This is a genomic window from Agarivorans sp. QJM3NY_30 (assembly GCF_050870855.2).
Classification (GTDB): Bacteria; Pseudomonadota; Gammaproteobacteria; order Enterobacterales; family Celerinatantimonadaceae; genus Agarivorans.
In genome coordinates this window covers 227,160-244,308 of the sequence record NZ_CP194038.2, presented here as the reverse complement: position 1 = coordinate 244,308, position 17,149 = coordinate 227,160, and the positions used below count along the sequence as shown (strand labels likewise).

Here is a 17,149-nt window from a genome sequence, read left to right as displayed (position 1 = left end):
AGCAAGCCTTAGCTCCTATTGGATTTACTTCATTGCAAAGGTATCTAAGTTTTTCGCATTGCTTTCATCGATCAATAAACAATCCATTAATTGTTTTTCATCTAAGCCTGTGCTGCCAGTTTTAATATATTTGTCGGCCTGCACCATCGCCATTTGCGCTTGGTCCCAGGCTGGTTGTAAGACCGTTGCCTTAATATTTGCGCCCGCAATAATGGAATCTCGAACATAATCACTGCCGTCAAAACCCACCACAATCACATCGCTCCGGCCAGCCGCTTTAAGCGCAGCTTCGGCACCAAGAGCCATGGTATCGTTCCCCGAAATCACACCTTTAATATTTGGGTTGGCTTGTAAAATAGACTCCATGCGATTAAACGCTTCTGGCTGGCTCCAGTTTGCAGTTTGTTGAGCCACCATTTTCATGTCGGTGTAATCGTCGATCACATCATGGTAACCCTGAGAGCGAACATGGGCGTTGGTATCAGATTCACGACCTAAGAGTTCAACGAAATTCCCCTCTCCTCCCATCAATTCCACAAACTTCTCTGCGCCAAGCTGAGCACCTTGATAGTTGTTGGATACGATTTGAGAAACCGCAATACCTGTTTTATTAATTTCACGGTCAATCAAGAAGGCTGGAACCCCGGCTTTTTTAGCTTTTTCGAGAGCCCCGATAGTCACATCAGAACCCGCATTGTCGAGGATAATGGCCTTGGCATTTCTCGCGATTGCAGTTGAAATGAGCTGGTCTTGCTTGTTGGCATCATCATCGTGAGACGCTACCAAGGTTGTGTAGCCCAGCTCTTCTGCTTTCGCTTTTGCCCCCATCGCTTCCGCCTTAAAGAAAGGGTTATCGTGGGACGGCGTAATAATTGCTATTAAACCGTTATCAGCCATAGACAAGCTAGAGAAGGTAGTCGCTAACGCTAATGCGCTGATAGTTAGTATTTTATTTATCATTATAATCACCCCTTGAATATATATTCACGTAACGTTATTTATTCAAAATCAGCTTAGTGAATGATCTAAAATCTGTCCACATCGAGATGTACAAAACCTGAGCAGCATCACAGTCATTGAATATAAATTGCTCGTAACCGCACATCAAACGGTCCAAAAATAATACTGATAACGATCCATACGCCAGCCTGTTGGAAAGGATGAAACCAAGCCTAAATAATACTAATTAACTGATTTAAAAGGATTTATATATTGGAATAAAGTTGTATCCAGATAACGAAACATGCACAAATGAACTCATGAAAATCGCACCTGAAAGTGCTAAACTGCAACGCTAGCATATATATTCACTGGTAATTTTAAATTCAAGCGAGCACGAAATATGACTTTAAGTAGCATTGAAGACATCATTGAAGATATTCGACTCGGGAAGATGGTCATCCTGATGGACGATGAAGATAGAGAAAATGAGGGTGACATATTAGTTGCTGCCGAGAACATCACTGCAGAGATGATTAATTTCATGGTGACTGAAGGTCGCGGACTACTATGTTTAACTATTACCGAACAACGCGCCCAGCAGCTTAAACTGCCCATTATGGTAAAAAATAATACCGAACAATATGGCACCAATTTTACCATTTCCATTGAAGCCGCCACTGGAATTAGCACAGGGATCTCCGCTCAAGATAGAGCTCATACCATTAAGATGGCCAGCCGTGACGCTGCGCAGCCTTCAGACATCGTCTCTCCTGGACACGTTTTTCCTATCGTCGCCAAACCTGGTGGCGTATTAATCCGTGCGGGCCATACTGAAGCGGGATGTGATTTGGCAAAACTTGCAGGTCTTGAACCATCTTGTGCCATTATCGAAGTTCTGAATCCGGATGGCAGTATGGCCCGCCGGCCGCAGCTAGAAGAATTCGCAGCAAAACATGATATCAAGTTGGGAACCATTGCTGACTTAATCAAATTTCGATTAAAAACCGAAACAGTCGTGAAGTGTATTTTAGAGCAACATCTGAATACTCAACATGGCAGATTCAAACTCATGACCTATCAAGATACCATCGATCAACAGTTACATTACGCGCTAGTAAGCGAGCACTTTCAAAGTGACCAAGCCTGCGCCCCGCTGGTGCGAGTGCATGCGCTTAATTATCCACTCGATCTATTTAAGATCGATAGCAAGAAGTGGAATATTCAAGACGCCTTGGAGCAAATCCAAAGCAGTCTCACTGGTGGCATATTGGTACTCATTGGTCGACAACTCAGTGCCCAAGCTATTTTGAATCAGCTGAATCAAGGTAGCAACAACAGTCCATATGCAAGCAGTGAAATAGGCATCGGCTCGCAAATATTGCAACATTTAGGAGTGCATAAAATGCGTTTGTTGACTTCAAGCACGGTTAAGTATGGCGCGCTCTCTGGATTTGACCTCAGCATTGAAGATACCTTTCACAAATATGAAATCAGCCAAGATTAGCCCGCAACTACCGAACAACAATATAATTTGACCACCTTTGAAGCGTTTTTTTGACAGAAATGAGCTGGGGCAGTCACTCATGCAATAGCATCTTAAGATGGCTGTCTCGATAATTTCCTCTTGACAGAAATGAGCAGGGGCAGTCACTCATGCAATCGTATCTTAAGATGGCTGTCTCGATAATTTCCTCGATAATTTTCTCATTAGCAGGGCAGAGTATTTTCAGCAATGGAGCATCATGTAGAACTGAACCCTGCGCAACATATAAAACCATTTGTTCGTGGTAACAAAATGAGCTTAAGGACACCTTGGCAGCTTTTGAGGCCAGTAATAGACGAAATACCCGAGCAGCTTCCGTAAAAACAAAAGTTCAACAAGAGATGTTGATCTTACACAGACTTCGAGAGTGTCTACTGACAGCCAAAACCGCAGCATCAGATCAAGCCAGAGCTTGCTTGTCGATTTTGGGATTGTGATTATAGTTAGGCATAAAGCCTTTGGAGAGACGATGATTGCGCTCGGCAAGGCCTACCAAGGTCGTGCCGAGGTGAATTCAATCATGGCTCATCTTGAGCCCACCGTTATTCAAAAGGAGTCAAATCAATCCCTTCTAACTGGCAAACCGCTCGAATTGTTGGATGCGCCGACAGACGTTTTAAATAGGCAGCCAAATCTTCAAAATCTAAAGGCGAGATCTTACTCGGTAATGACCATTCGGCCAACATAAACAAGAAGAAATCACATGCACTGATCTGCTCACCCAACAAGTATTGTTTACCCACTAACTGAGCATTAATCACTGCTAACGCTTCCGCGATCCGCTCATCTTGTGCCGCTACAATATTCGGAATGGCGCATGCATCGTCGGTGTGTCGGTGCGGATAGTAACGAACCATCAATTCCGCTTGAAGGGTATTATTTAAATAAGCTAACCACTGAAAAAACAAGGGGCGCAGCCTGCTCCCCAAGTCAGGAATAAGCTGGTGCTCGGGATGCTGTTCGCACAAATGTATGCAAATGGCAGTGCTTTCAAAAATTGCCCTCCCCTCATCAATCAGTGTCGGTATTCGCCCCACTGGATTTAGCTTTAGATACTCTGGCGATTTTTGAAAATTGGATTTCCGGTCAACCAGCAATAATTGATACTTGAGCTGCATATGAAACAACAAAAAATGCGGGGCTAAGCTTGCGTTATTTGGATAGTAGTAAAGTTGATACACGCTGATTTCCTATTCAATTTGTAAGCAATTCATATTGACCGATCCAAGCAAGGATTACACCTAGGCTTGATGACTTATGGCTGCATTTTTCACTAGCGCTGTATTTAAGCAAAGTTGAAAACGCTAGGTGTCGCCGCTGAAATTAATCCAGCGGTTACCCAGAGACCAGCCACAAACCCTACCGGAAGGCCCCAGCTTAAATGAGGTCGGGGTCAAAGATGTGGTATCAACGTTGACTCATCAGGAAAAACTATCAATAAGATAGTTTGAAACAATTTCTTCTATCCACTCTTTATCATCATAATTACCTCATCGAAATCGCTTAAGGTTTTGTTTAAAGAAAAGAATTTATCTTATTCCTAAGCCATTTGAGTTGTTGTTTTTCTGCCAAATCGGCTTCATTCAAGCAATGCTAAGCGGCTGCGGCAGTCTATCCATACACGATGACCCGACAGCCATCTCTTCACCACCAAAGTCTATTTTTCTAGAGGTTTTATTTATGAGTTACGCAAGCGTGAATCCTTATACTGGCGACCTAATCAAAACATTTGCTGACGCGACCGACGACGAAGTCGAGCTGGCGCTAAACAATGCCAACCAAGCTTTTTTAAAATGGCGTGAAACATCGTTTGCTCAGCGCGCAGAAATTTTACAACGCGCGGCCGATATACTAAGAGAGAACAAAACTAAATATGCCAAGATCCTAACCTTGGAAATGGGCAAACTGTTGCTTGAAGCTGAAGCCGAAGTCGAGCTATCCGCTCAGATCATGGAATACTATGTTAAACACTCAGAAACACTGCTCGCCCCAGAAACATTGCCAGTAGCAGACTCCAAAGCAACCTTACACCATGAACCACTCGGCGTACTGCTAGCGATCGAACCCTGGAATTTTCCTTTCTATCAAATTGCCCGCATTTTGGCGCCACAACTATCTGCTGGCAATACTTTACTACTCAAACATGCTTCTAATGTTCCTCAAGCCGCAGCTGCATTTGCTAAATTGATGTCTGAAGCGGGTTTACCCAATGGCGCATTCCAACAGCTATATGCCACTCGCTCTCAAGTTGAAAAAATCATTAGCAGTCCACTTGTTCGCGGCGTAGCCTTGACGGGCTCAGAAGGAGCTGGGGCAGTTGTGGCCGCTCAAGCAGGTAAAGCAATGAAGAAATCAACCCTTGAACTTGGCGGCGCTGATGCTTTTGTGGTACTGCAAGATGCAGAACTCGAAAAAACCGTGAAATGGGCTGTATTTGGCCGTCACTGGAACGGTGGTCAAGTCTGCGTATCCTCTAAACGCATGATTATTGTCAAATCTGTCTATGATGAATTTCTAAGCCTGTATAGCCAAGGGGTTGCCGCATTAAAGGCTGGCGATCCGATGGATGTGGAAACAACATTAGCGCCTTTATCATCGCAAGCCGCCGCAGATGAAGTGAAACAGAAGATCCGAGAAGCGGTGGCTTATGGTGCTACGGCAACTGAAGTCGGCCCTAAAGTCCCAGAGCAGGGAGCTTTTGTACAGCCAACTATTTTAACCAACCTTACGGCCGATAATCCGGCTTACTATTGGGAATTCTTTGGACCAGTATCAATGATTTTACCCGCTGAAGATGAAGATGATGCGGTAAATATTGCCAACGATTCGCCATTTGGTTTAGGTGGCTCAGTATTCACTGCGGATGAAAAACGTGGCGAACAAATTGCCCACCGCATTTCTACTGGAATGGTTTTCGTGAACCATCCAACCATGGTAAAAGCAGATCTCCCCTTCGGAGGAATACGCAACTCCGGTTATGGTCGCGAACTGATTGGTTTAGGGATCAAAGAGTTCGTCAACCATAAACTGGTGAATGTGGTTGATATCGACGCCCCTTTCTAGGATGAGCAGGAATTAAAAAACTGGGTGGTTACCGCCCAGTTTTATTTACAATGAATAAAATCCACTGACTTTATAAAATTAAATGCTCGCTATCACCCATAACAGACTGATGAATGCTTAAGCGGGATGATTAGAAAACACCTTTTCTAACCACATCGCGCTGAGATACTGGCCATTTTTCTTCGCATACTGATCAAACACTCCCACTTGGCTAAATCCAAATTGTTGATGCAATCCAATCGATGCTGCATTTGGTAACGCAATACCAGAAAGCGCTCGATGAACATTCTGAGTAGCCAGTTCGCTAAAAAGACGCTGGTACAATAATGATCCCACGCGTTGCCCTTTTGCCCGTTCAAGTAAATAAATGGTCACCTCGACAGTATCGTCAAATGCTTCAATCGCCCGGTATTGTTGAGAGCAAGCAAAGCCCAAAATGTCATTCTCATGGCAGGCAACATAAAGCTGATATTTTGAGTCGGCCCGAAATTGCTCAAACCATTGCTGGCGATCCTCCAGCGTGAATATGCGCTCTTCAAAACGAGCGTAACTGTTCAATATATAAAAGTTAAATATATCGGTAATTGCAGCGATATCTGACTGCCGTCCAAACCTAATTTCCACGCACAATCCTTCTCTATAAGCCAAGCTAAACAGACGCCAGCATCTTACAATGCGACAACTTAACTAGCGACTGTTTTGATGAACACATGAGCGGGCTAATAGGCTGAGCCGTCTTTGTGTAATACCGACCAGGAACCATCCTTTTCATGAATCAAAGCGAGGTCATCATCAGGATATGCAACGGCATCGTCCAGCGTTCGATCCCCCACTTCTAGATAACTCACCTCAAACGCAGTCCGATTGATGAGTTGGTGAGCGATGCCTGTATTCGCCTTAAAACCCATACAGTCTCCGGCAGACATGAGAATTTCTTTTTCACCGTAAATCAAGGTTGGAGTTCCGCAAACAATGTATATAAATTCATCCTGTTTAGAATGATGATGCTTGAGTGCAGAGATCGAATGAGGTGCTAAAGTCGTCAAATTTACACCAAAATTCATCAATCCAAAGTAGTCACCTAACTTTCTTTTACGCCGGCTCTTAACCATCGACGCAAATGGCTCAGGATAGAGTGCTTTTGCGCTATTTTCTGGTATTAATTCGACATTGATCGACTGAATATCCATCATTTAGTTGCTCCATTTGCTGCTCGAATCCAGCCAAAAGTGTACTTGCAATAGCAGCCAAGTGCACTGAATTCGGCCTAAAATGAATGAACGCCCCACTCATCCGATTAGCCAACACAGCTAAAAACGCGTATACCCACGGCCAGTCACGCAAATTTCAAAATCCATTGGTCCGTCAATAGTACCCGCCCAGAGAGCTGGCTTTTCATTCCACTCAAAATAGAAAGGCCTAACTCATTGTCAGGCCCCCAAGCAGTCGTCAAGTCGTACCCTATGACTAATTTGCAGTAACAAACACATAGCGTTTATCTAAGTAAAACTTTAGTAGGTAGCCCATCGCCAAGCCAACGATACCTCCCACATACTTGGCCCCCTCTAGATCGACGAAACACAATGCAAAAAGCAATTCGGTCCCCCAAAATAGTACGGTGGTGATAACTCCCATAAAACTATATAAGATGAACTTTTGTATATCATCACCACGACTTTCGGTTTGAAAATAAAAAATGTAAGACTTATCTAACCAATATTTAAGCAATAACCCAACAAAAGTTCCCGTAAACAACGAAATATAAAACTGCCCCGGCCCTTTATAAATCTGATCACTCAACCACTGAGTGGTCAAATTTCCCCAAGTCGCGGCGATGGCGAATAAAATATACAGAACGATTAAACGAGAACTCAAAGCGACATCCTCTTAAATAGTATTTCTGGGATGAGCCGAATAATACTCATAATAAAGAACCAGAATCCAGGTAAGTAAGCCACGGAACGTCGCCGAGTAACCGCTTTTTTAATCCCTAGCCCAACTTGATCTGCCGATGCCCATAACAACCCCTTTTTAAAGTCTGCCGTCATGGGCGTATCAACGAAGCCAGGCTTAATGGTTAACACATCAACATTGTTGCGGTATAGCCGATTACGCAAGCCCTGTACAAAAATACTCAAAGCGCCTTTCGCCGCACCATACACATAATTGGATTGACGCCCCCGATCGCCAGCAACCGAGCTAATCACGGCAATGGTGCCGGCTTGCCAAGTCACAAAGCGGTTCGCAAGTTCAGTGAGTAGCGCGGCGGTACTCGTAAAGTTTGTTTCAATGGCGGCAAGAGTTGCATCCACCGACTGGCTGCAGTCTTGTTGATTTGGGAGCGTACCATGTGCAATCAGAGCCAAATCGAAACGTTGTAACTGAACTTGAGCATCATCAAGCGCTTTGATTTGAAATGCTAAATTATTGAGATCGCCACAACAGCTATGCACTCGCGATGCGCCCAATACTTCTGCGTTAGCACACACCGTTGATAACTTTTCTGCATCTCGAGCAATCAAGTAAATTTCGGCCTTTTCGACAGCGTACAAACGAATGACCGATTGAGCAATTGCCGAGGTTGCGCCAATGACTAATATTTTCATAATTCTGTTACCCGTCTCCAAAAACTGGAGCTATGTCTAGGATCCCTCAAGGCTTCCAGTTGACGCCACTGTGGATAATAATGTTGGAAATGCTCCGCTGACATGCGTGCATCTTTCGCTGGATACACCCGCCCACCATGATTGAAGGTGATATCGTCGAGCTTTTGCATTAATTGACGCGTTTTATCGCCTTGATTAGGAAAGTCTAAGGCTAGGGTGACTCCTTCTTGAGGGAACGACAGCAATCCAGGGGAGGCGACGGCACCAAACATTTTTAATACCGCCAAAAATGAGCCTAAGCCAGAAGCAGAGATTTCCGTTAGGATCGCTTTCATCCCTGCTTTCGCATCAGCCAGAGGGATCACACACTGATATTGGTAAAATCCCTTAGGTCCGTAGATCCGATTCCATTCACCCACAGCATCCAGAGGATAGAAAAACGGTTGATAATGAGTACGTTGTTGGTGAACCTTCTCCATCTGCTTATGGTAATAAGCAAAATTGAAGGCCTTCAGACTGAGTTTATTGATCAGTGAAATTGGCGGGGTCAACGGCACCGATAAGGAAAAACGAGGCGCTGACTTGACCCCTTGCGAGGCATGATTACCACGCATGAAAATACCTCGGCCAAGTGATGCGCCACTGGCCAAACAATCTATCCAAGCCACGGTGTAGTCATACTGTTGATCAGAGTCTTCGGCCAAAGAGAAAAACTCATCAAGATTACGGCATTTCACGTTCTCTGAATCAATCATATTCGAGCCGATCGCTTTAAGCCGAAACTCCACCCAAGTAATCACTCCAGTGAGACCTAGACCACCAATCGTGGCACGAAACAATTCGCTATTTTGTTGCAATGAACAAAGCAAACGTTCACCGTTAGAACGCAGCAGTTCAAAACATTCAACATGTACCCCAAAGGTACCATCAACATGGTGATTTTTGCCGTGCACATCATTCGCAATCGCCCCGCCAACCGTGACAAATTGGGTACCGGGCGTCACCGGTAAAAACCAACCATGAGGAACAATACATGCTAAAACTTCACTCAGCAAAACCCCTGCTTCGCAAGTTAAACGCCCTTGCACTCGGTCAAATGACAGTAAACGTTTCAGCGGTCGAATGTTTAACAGACTTCCAGTGTGATTCAAACAACTGTCACCGTAACTACGGCCATTGCCATAGGGTAAAATATTGGTCTGCGCATCAACTTCCGGATATGGATTGTGATGACGCCAAAGAAAGGGAGACACATGCTGCTCAGCGTATGGCACCTGCCCCCAAGACTGAAATTCACTCATAATTTAAATCGCCATTAATATAATTGAAACTATACCCGAGCCTAAAACCAGGCTAGTTGGATCTTTGAGCGCAAACATAATCGGATCATCATGCATGTTGCCTCGGTGGGCGATCACCCATACCCGACTAATCCAATACAGCAGTACCGGACAAACCAGCCAAATTAATTGCGGATGAGTATAAAGAGCAGTAATTGTGGGGCTGTTAATATATAGCGCTAGTACCAGCACCGATAAATAACCGCTCGCCGACCCTAAGGAAGCAATCAGCGTAATGTCGTCGGTTTCATAGCCTCTTCCGCGCAACTCCTGCTTCTGGGTTCGTTTCGCAACCATGAGTTCGGTATAGCGTTTCGCAATCGCCAAACTTAAGAAGAAAAAGACCGAAAACGACAACAGCCAGAAAGACAACGCAATGCCAACTGCAAAACCACCCGCGATAATCCGAAAGGTGTACAGCATGGCCAGTGCCAGCACATCCAGCAGCACCACCCGTTTCAAGTAAAAGCTATATAACATTGTCAGTAGATAATAACCCGCTAAGACCTTGCCAAACATCGGCGGGAGCCAGCTCACAATAACCGCTGTAACCATTAACAGCAGCGGGATCATAAGCAAACCCAAAGGGATCGGCGTTTGCCCTGCGGCAAAAGGGCGTCGGCGTTTACTATGATGATGGCGGTCGTCGGTCAAATCGAGTAAATCGTTGAGTAAATATACGCTAGACGCACATAAACCACAGGCAACAAAAGCCGCTAAGGCTTTCAACCAAATATTCGGGTCGGCAAACTGATGAGCAAAAAATAAAGGAACCATAACCAAACTGTTCTTTGCCCATTGATGCAAACGCATCGCTCGAATAGCACCACGCCAAACCCCTCGTTCTGGCAAAAAAACCCGATCGATTGGGGCTAAAACACCAGCTTTTTTAAGCACCCCTTGCTTCGCATTCACCACTAATGCACGACGCGCAGATCCCCATATCGACAAATCACTCTCGGAATTTCCGGCGTAATCATAACGCCCGGCACCATAAAGTTTATCGAGCAATACACGTTTGTTATTACCCACTAAATTTAGATGCAAGCTACTGCCAAAGGTGCTATCAAAACACCCTAAATGCTCTGAGACCTGAGTGGCTAAACCAAAATCCGACCCCGTTGCTAGGATCAATTTGCGCCCTAAGTTTTGTTGTTCCTTGAGATAATCTAACAATTCTAGGTGGTAGGGCATCACGGTCACATCCAACTCAACCCAGTTAGCCAACTGATGTTTAAAATAGGCCTTCCCCCGAATTACCCACCAAAATAAACGTAAAACTTGCAGTGGATGGCGGCGTAAAAATGCCATCAAAGATTCAAATAACAAATCAGTTTTTAACAGCGTTCCATCGAGATCGACCACCAAAGGACAAACACTCATCGTTGGATTTCCTTGTTGCTTATACCGCGATTCATTCTCAACATTTCCTTATTTCTTGTATGCTTACCGATGTTTAAAAGACGTCGGTAAGCAAATTAGAACTATCGAGGCTTAACTTTCTTCGCTCGCGTCCAAGGCCGCGAGAGCTTCTTGCTCGCTGGCGAATGTCGTCCCGAGCGATTCGATATACCAAGTCTCAAAGCCTGCTTGTTGTGGTTCTAAATCCACGAATTCAGTTTCCCAGCGTTGTTCTGTTGGCAGGTAATAGTGAATAATCACTTGATGAAGTTCTTCTAAGGTGAGTAAAGGCTTACTCTTATTCGCAGCAAACAAAGTAAACTGGTACACCCCGTCATCCACCAGCGTCATACTTAAGTTACCGCTGTCTGCCGCCGTAACCAGCTCAATCTCTTGAGCGATGGCGACTGAAGCATCGCCGCCAATATTGCTGCTTGGGCCCCAACTTTCATCAGCCAACTTAAACTGATAAGTCCCTTTGCTGAGATATACGACCAACGAATATCGTTTGGCCCCGCTGTACCCCATCGGTAAAGAAGTGCTCCAGCCATTCATCGAACCCCGTAAATATAGGGTTTTGGCATAAGGACCGAGATCAACCTTGCCGTGAGTATCTTCATAAACCAGTAAGCTAGGATGCTCGAGATCCTTAGCATCTAAACTAAAGATGTAGCTGCCTGGATGTTCCACCGCAATAGTTAAGTCATCCGACTCGCCAGTACTGACAGCGACTTTCTGATCAACTTTAATATTTTTATTGTCTGATACGGCTATGCCATCCATTTTTAGTGCATAAGTCCCCGCTTGCTCAATACGAACTTTCAACTGATATTTATTTTTATCAAGATAAGCAAAACGTAAATCGCCTTTAATTTTCCAATGTTTCGGTAGGTATTCTAAGGCCACAGGTTTCGCCAAAGGCCCAGGTACTGGCTGCAAATGATGAAAGCGATACACCAGCCCTTGCTCATCAGACATGGTGAACAAACGAAACTCAAAGAGCTCATCACGAACAAAGATGTCGTTAAGATTTGCTGGGTTATCACTCTGCACTAAACCAAGTTTTCCATACGCCCCTCCCAAATTGAACGCCGTCCAATTAGCGTCAGAAAACTTGAATTCACTGCCTCCCATTTTAACCAGTCTAGTGGCTGCATAGGAGCCGTCGGCTTGCTTAATCATTTGGTCAACGGCCGCCCATCCGTTCATCGAACCTCGCAAGAAAAAAGGTTGTTCAAGCGGGTCGACCATATGTGTCAAGGTCGGGGGTAAGGCTTGATCAACCGCATGCTCTTGTTTAGTCAACTGTTGCAGATTATTCACAAAAATATCGGATTTAAGACCGCCATCTTTGAGTTGGTGGCTTCCTTGTACTAAATGAGAGCGCTCAACCAAAAACGGTCGGTCATACTGATAGCGCCCGGTTTTGACATCGAAAGACTCAAACACCACAAATTGTGCCGCATCATTATCGCCCCACGGTAGTTGGATCTGGTTCTGTTCCACCGCAAGTGGTCCGCGAAATGCCCCTTGGTCGCTAATCGCAAATGCCTGAGTGCGACGATTGCCATTTTGGTAGTGCAAGGAGATTTCGTCAGGGATCCGTCGATCAACCACTAAATCAATCGACTGACTGAGTTGCAGACCCTGGGTATTCACCAAAGTAGCGGTCAACTCGACTTGAGTCCCATCGTCAATGCCAGTAGGCGTCCAAAAAATCCTGTAAGGTGCTGACCAATCAGCTCCTAATTGAATTTCTTCTGTGCTCCCTTTTTCGTGATATGAAAACTCAATTTTAGCCAAATCAACTGCCGCTGGTTTCAATCCGTCAACCGTCACCTCTATACGACTGCGGGCACTAATCACATCCCCTCTATTGACCCCAGTAAATGAGAGTGCCGCCTCTGATAAATCCACCGCTTCGAGAGCAGTCTGCGACTTCCAGATAGCAAAACTAAGTGGAGCCAAACTTACTTCAACTTGATTATTTTGTTGCCGCGTTAGCTCTGCGGGATCCTCTTGATAGACTAACCGATAGCTCTGGCCCGTCGCATCCAAGCTCACTTGCTTAGCTTGATTGGCGGTATTAAAGACCACTAAATAATCCAAGCCTTCTTCAGGGATCACCCGTGAAAAGGCATATATGCCAGCACTTTCATCGTTATCGTCATAATAGCGCTCGAACTGCTTGCCTCGGCGTAACGCGGTCTCTGACTTAAATACATCAATGTATTTTTTCAGACTTAAGTACAAAGGATGCTGTCGATCGAAATTGGCTTCTGCAGTCGTGGCATCTGTGGCCAACAGATCGTTGTCATTAAAAGACTCGGTTTGACTGGCCAACATATCTTCGCGCGCATCCCGATCCTCTCCGTCACCGACAAAACCCTGTTCATCTCCGTAATAAATCACAGGAACACCACGCGCGAAAAACATGAAAGCATGGGCCAACTTAAAACGTTTAATCAATTCGGCTTCAGAAGCTTCAGGTAAGTCCTTACGCAGGAAATAAGCAAACCGGCCCATATCATGGTTACCGACAAAATTGACTAGGGTGCCTGCACTCGATTTAGCACCAATATAATAATCGTCAGAAGAAAATAGATAATGCATCGCTTCGTTCGCTTGACCATTCGAAATAACGGAACGAACCACACCTTGAAAACTAAAATCGAATACCGAAGGCAAATTACCGACGGTCATGTACTCGCTGCGATTTTCGACGCTGTAATCGTAAACTTCCCCGAACATAAAAAAGTTTGGCTTTCCCTTTTGCTTCGCGTAATCCAAAATTTGCGGCGCCCACTCACGCCAAAAGCCAATATTGACATTGCGCACCGTATCGATACGAAAGCCATCGATCCCAGCATCAATCCAGTGCTTAAATAATTCCACCATGCCCTTGACGACCCGCGGGTCTTCGGTATTAAGGTCATCCATCCCTTCAAAATCACCATTCAAGGCATCTTCACCGGCAAAAGTCGTATCACCTTGATTGTGATAAACACTGATATCGTTCAACCAAGTGGGTTTTTTAATATTGGCAAAAGCTTCTGGCACAAAAGGGGTATAGGGTGATGTTTGACTTTCTTCGAGAGAGCGATAAGGACAAACCGTTTGCTTCGTCAAGAATTGACCTTGAGCATTATGACACTCTCGAAACTTGATGATGTCAGCGGTGTGATTGGTAATAACATCAAATAGTACTTTGATCCCTCGGCGATGCGCTTCATCAACAAAGTGCTGAAGATCTTGATTGCTCCCAAAGTGTGGATCGATCTGGGTAAAGTCAATGGTCCAATAACCATGATAAGCGGCAGACTCTGTGCCATCGGGCCCCACCTGTAAAGGCAGATTTTTAAGCACTGGCGACATCCAGATCGCGGTAATGCCTAACTGTTGAATATAATCGAGTTTTTGTTGTAAGCCCTTTAGATCTCCACCATGGTAATAACCGGTGTCGGACGGATTAAAGCTATGTTGGTAAATTGTCCCCTCGAGACCTCCGAGATCATTATCTTGGTCGCCGTTATAAAATCGATCGGGAAGTACAAAGTAGACCACTTCATCTTCCATTTTTCGTTCATTCATATTTCGCGGATCATAAACGTCCGCATTGGCGCGACATAACACCAATAGCGTGAATAACATCAAACCGTTCAGGCATAACCTTCGCCGAGCATCAATTTGCATAAATGTTGTCCTTATTAACTAAACGTATTCCATTCGGCCGGACACTACCGGCCTCGCTTAGCTTGTTAAGCTTTTGAGTGAAGGCGCAAAAACTCCAGCGCCTCTTTCTCACTAAAAAAAGTTTGCTGAAAAGGAGCCAAGTACCACACCTGCATCCCCGTGGTCTCTCGATCCAAGGGGACCAATTCTCGCTCCCAGTGATCAACTTCGAAATAGTTCAAAATAAGGTGATGACTGGATTCAAGTGACAAGGTAAACGCAGCATCATCAGCTACCTCAAGTAACAGCGTGTAAACCCCAGCAACTGGGATATCAAAACTCAATTTTTTACCCTGTTGACGCAATTGGCTGGATGCCAAACGGATGTCTGAGGTTTGTATATCTTTAAACTGAAAGTCGTAATGTCCTGGGGTTAATAGCAACACCATTGCGTAGCAATTATCCCCCTGATAATCCATCCGCGAAGCTTGATTCCAGTCATGCAGACCGGCTAATAACAACGGTTTTTTCAAGGGCCCCAATGCAGGTTTGGTAGCGCGGCTATAAAAAATAAAATGTTGCGGAACTGAAACACTAAGAGGCTCGTAAAGGTGATATTGCGCAAAGGTCTCACGTAATTGATAACGACTCTTCAAGGCATTGAGTATGTCTGAACTAAACCTCGCTTTGGCGTAAGCTGGCACGTTATCGAGGTCAAACAATAAAACCGCCCCCGCATAACGACGATCGAGTAACGATTCGACAACTGGCGAAGGATCCCATAGGCCTTGCCCTGCTAATTGCGTCATAATAAATGGTTGAAAACTTAAGGGCTGGCCTGCAACCGAGAGCAAGGTCATGTCCTCAGATATTACCTCCCCAGTGCGACTACGAAGCCAATCAACGACTCGATCTAACTGCTGTTGATGCGCCACTTCATTTCGAATATTTCGCTCCCCCATTGCCACTTTAAGACTTCTATAACTTGGTTTGAATTGACCGTGATATTTCAAACTATGAAAAGTTGTGACCGCGACAGCGAACATCAGCATCACGACTAAACCAGCCTTAGAGGCAATAAGCTGCGATTGGCGAATGATAATCAGCAGAACCAGTCCAAAGGCAATGCAAGCAAGCGCAAGAAACTCAATGTAATAGTTAAAATTAGAACCCACTTTACCAATTGAAAGCGCGGTTAAAAATGCAATCCCAAGGTAGATGATTATCAGTAAAATACGCGGGTCGAGCTGACTTCTCAGTGCTCGATATAACCAAAATGTTAACAACAACAAACTCGCGACTAAATATAGCCAATTGTCTCGAACCATTAGCCCGAGATACTTAGCGACATCCGACCAATAAAAATTATTTTTGTTCGCAATCACTAAATTTTGCCATGCTCCCCCCTCGCTGTTCCATACCAGGAGAGCCAAACCACTCGCGCCTAAAATTCCTATAGCGATGCTAAAACGGAATCCGTCTTGGCGCGATTTCAACAGAAGGTAAAGAGCAACAGCCATCGGTGCGGCTAAAGTCGATTGCTTAGTAAATGCAGCCAAACAAAACCACAAGATAGCCACCCAAAGCCCATCTTGTTTTGGATCACGCCAGATAAACCAAGCCAATCCACAGAGCGTTAATAGCAACGCGAGCATGTCTACCCGCATCAGCGCGGCCCACATATATACGTAGTCCAATCCTAGAAATGCAGCCCCACTCAGCATCGCGACAAATAGCCGTGTTTTTTTAGAAATATCTAGATTATTCGACAAACTGAATACACAACAGGCGATGACCGCCGCAGCACCCCAGGTACTCATAAATGACACCAGCCGTCCCGCTTGTAAAAACGACCCAACGAACGGAGTGAGCGCAAGAGAAAAGTAATGAAAAACAGGAGGGTAGTTGGCCACCGTATAGGGAGCTTGCGAAAAGTCATGATAAATATTAAGCCCCTGCCCCAGTAAAATAGTCTGAGACAAAATTGGCCCTTCCCCATAATCAAGCTCATAGGGGTAGGCAAGCGCTAACATCCCATCTTTCAACAAAATATAAGCATCAAAAAGTAAACTTCCAGATAGCAATGCTAAAAAAAAAGCACCGGCCCAAAACCGTAATCTAAAGCCGCGCATATAACCGAACCTTTTCGAATTTAAGATAAGCATTCATAAACCATTCGAGAATGGCATCCATAAATAAAAACTAACTAAACACAGACAAATAAATAAACGCAGGTTGCAAATAACAATAAAAACAATAAAAACAATAAAAACAATAAAAACAATAAAAACAATAAAAACAATAAAAACAATAGCAAAATAACAAACTTATTACAGATGAAATTAACAAATACACAAGAATAAAAAATAAAATAGCGTTGAAAACGCTTTAGCAAAGTACAAAATAAACATGAAAACGATTTCCTGACTTTATTATTAATAATAACGTAGACACTAAATCAAAGTTAACTTAGAATCCGTCACCAGTAACATAAACCAAATAAATACATTAGTGATACTCATATAATATGAATATCACTAAGAAAGAATCACACCTCTAGTTATATATTTATATATTAAATA

At 44.3% G+C, this 17,149-nt stretch carries 12 protein-coding genes; 2 read left to right on the top strand and 10 right to left on the bottom strand.

The window, feature by feature from the left end:
• Positions 1-24: 24 nt before the first annotated feature.
• The gene (locus ACRRSX_RS01080; RefSeq protein ID WP_432455050.1) at positions 25-960 is read right to left on the bottom strand and encodes a D-ribose ABC transporter substrate-binding protein; all 936 of its coding nucleotides are present in this window, start codon (positions 958-960) and stop codon (positions 25-27) included.
• A 382-nt stretch (positions 961-1,342) separates the two neighbouring features.
• Here ACRRSX_RS01080 and ribB point away from each other — a divergent pair, with 382 nt between their 5' ends.
• The gene (ribB, locus tag ACRRSX_RS01075) at positions 1,343-2,446 is read left to right on the top strand and encodes a 3,4-dihydroxy-2-butanone-4-phosphate synthase (RefSeq protein ID WP_432455051.1); all 1,104 of its coding nucleotides are present in this window, start codon (positions 1,343-1,345) and stop codon (positions 2,444-2,446) included.
• A gap of 581 nt (positions 2,447-3,027) precedes the next feature.
• Here the strand turns inward: ribB and ACRRSX_RS01070 are convergent.
• Entirely contained in the window at positions 3,028-3,666 is a 639-nt protein-coding gene (locus ACRRSX_RS01070; RefSeq protein ID WP_432455052.1) for a glutathione S-transferase family protein, read from the bottom strand.
• A gap of 499 nt (positions 3,667-4,165) precedes the next feature.
• On the opposite strand from ACRRSX_RS01070, the gene ACRRSX_RS01065 reads away from it, so the two are divergent.
• On the top strand, positions 4,166-5,548 hold the full coding sequence (locus tag ACRRSX_RS01065) for an NAD-dependent succinate-semialdehyde dehydrogenase (protein ID WP_432455053.1): 1,383 nt from the start codon (positions 4,166-4,168) through the stop codon (positions 5,546-5,548).
• A gap of 117 nt (positions 5,549-5,665) precedes the next feature.
• Here ACRRSX_RS01065 and ACRRSX_RS01060 read toward each other — a convergent pair whose 3' ends face one another.
• From ACRRSX_RS01060 to ACRRSX_RS01025, 8 genes are all read right to left on the bottom strand, one after another.
• Positions 5,666-6,172, bottom strand: a complete 507-nt coding sequence (locus ACRRSX_RS01060; RefSeq protein ID WP_432455054.1) for a GNAT family N-acetyltransferase — start codon at positions 6,170-6,172, stop codon at positions 5,666-5,668.
• A gap of 95 nt (positions 6,173-6,267) precedes the next feature.
• A complete protein-coding gene (locus ACRRSX_RS01055) occupies positions 6,268-6,741 on the bottom strand; it encodes a cupin domain-containing protein (RefSeq protein ID WP_432455055.1) in 474 nt (157 codons plus the stop codon).
• Between the two features lie 274 nt (positions 6,742-7,015).
• Positions 7,016-7,423 carry a GtrA family protein gene (locus ACRRSX_RS01050; protein ID WP_432455056.1) on the bottom strand — a complete coding sequence of 136 codons (408 nt, stop codon included), beginning with the start codon at positions 7,421-7,423 and terminating at the stop codon, positions 7,016-7,018.
• A complete protein-coding gene (locus tag ACRRSX_RS01045) occupies positions 7,420-8,154 on the bottom strand; it encodes an SDR family oxidoreductase (protein WP_432455057.1) in 735 nt (244 codons plus the stop codon). The genes ACRRSX_RS01050 and ACRRSX_RS01045 overlap by 4 nt, the downstream gene beginning before the upstream one ends.
• The gene (locus ACRRSX_RS01040) at positions 8,151-9,455 is read right to left on the bottom strand and encodes an FAD-binding protein (RefSeq protein ID WP_432455058.1); all 1,305 of its coding nucleotides are present in this window, start codon (positions 9,453-9,455) and stop codon (positions 8,151-8,153) included. The genes ACRRSX_RS01045 and ACRRSX_RS01040 overlap by 4 nt, the downstream gene beginning before the upstream one ends.
• A 3-nt stretch (positions 9,456-9,458) precedes the next feature.
• Positions 9,459-10,877 carry a UbiA family prenyltransferase gene (locus ACRRSX_RS01035; protein WP_432455059.1) on the bottom strand — a complete coding sequence of 473 codons (1,419 nt, stop codon included), beginning with the start codon at positions 10,875-10,877 and terminating at the stop codon, positions 9,459-9,461.
• 111 nt (positions 10,878-10,988) lie between these two features.
• Entirely contained in the window at positions 10,989-14,588 is a 3,600-nt protein-coding gene (locus ACRRSX_RS01030; RefSeq protein WP_432455060.1) for an alpha-amylase family glycosyl hydrolase, read from the bottom strand.
• Between the two features lie 65 nt (positions 14,589-14,653).
• A complete protein-coding gene (locus tag ACRRSX_RS01025; protein ID WP_432455061.1) occupies positions 14,654-16,699 on the bottom strand; it encodes a hypothetical protein in 2,046 nt (681 codons plus the stop codon).
• Positions 16,700-17,149 lie beyond the last annotated feature (450 nt).

Coding starts and splice junctions, on each gene's coding strand:
- ACRRSX_RS01080 (WP_432455050.1), bottom strand. CDS start 960: ATGATAAATAAAATACTAACTATCAGCGCATTAGCGTTAGCGACTACC.
- ribB (WP_432455051.1), top strand. CDS start 1,343: ATGACTTTAAGTAGCATTGAAGACATCATTGAAGATATTCGACTCGGG.
- ACRRSX_RS01065 (WP_432455053.1), top strand. CDS start 4,166: ATGAGTTACGCAAGCGTGAATCCTTATACTGGCGACCTAATCAAAACA.
- ACRRSX_RS01055 (WP_432455055.1), bottom strand. CDS start 6,741: ATGATGGATATTCAGTCGATCAATGTCGAATTAATACCAGAAAATAGC.
- ACRRSX_RS01045 (WP_432455057.1), bottom strand. CDS start 8,154: ATGAAAATATTAGTCATTGGCGCAACCTCGGCAATTGCTCAATCGGTC.
- ACRRSX_RS01040 (WP_432455058.1), bottom strand. CDS start 9,455: ATGAGTGAATTTCAGTCTTGGGGGCAGGTGCCATACGCTGAGCAGCAT.
- ACRRSX_RS01035 (WP_432455059.1), bottom strand. CDS start 10,877: ATGAGTGTTTGTCCTTTGGTGGTCGATCTCGATGGAACGCTGTTAAAA.
- ACRRSX_RS01030 (WP_432455060.1), bottom strand. CDS start 14,588: ATGCAAATTGATGCTCGGCGAAGGTTATGCCTGAACGGTTTGATGTTA.
- ACRRSX_RS01025 (WP_432455061.1), bottom strand. CDS start 16,699: ATGCGCGGCTTTAGATTACGGTTTTGGGCCGGTGCTTTTTTTTTAGCA.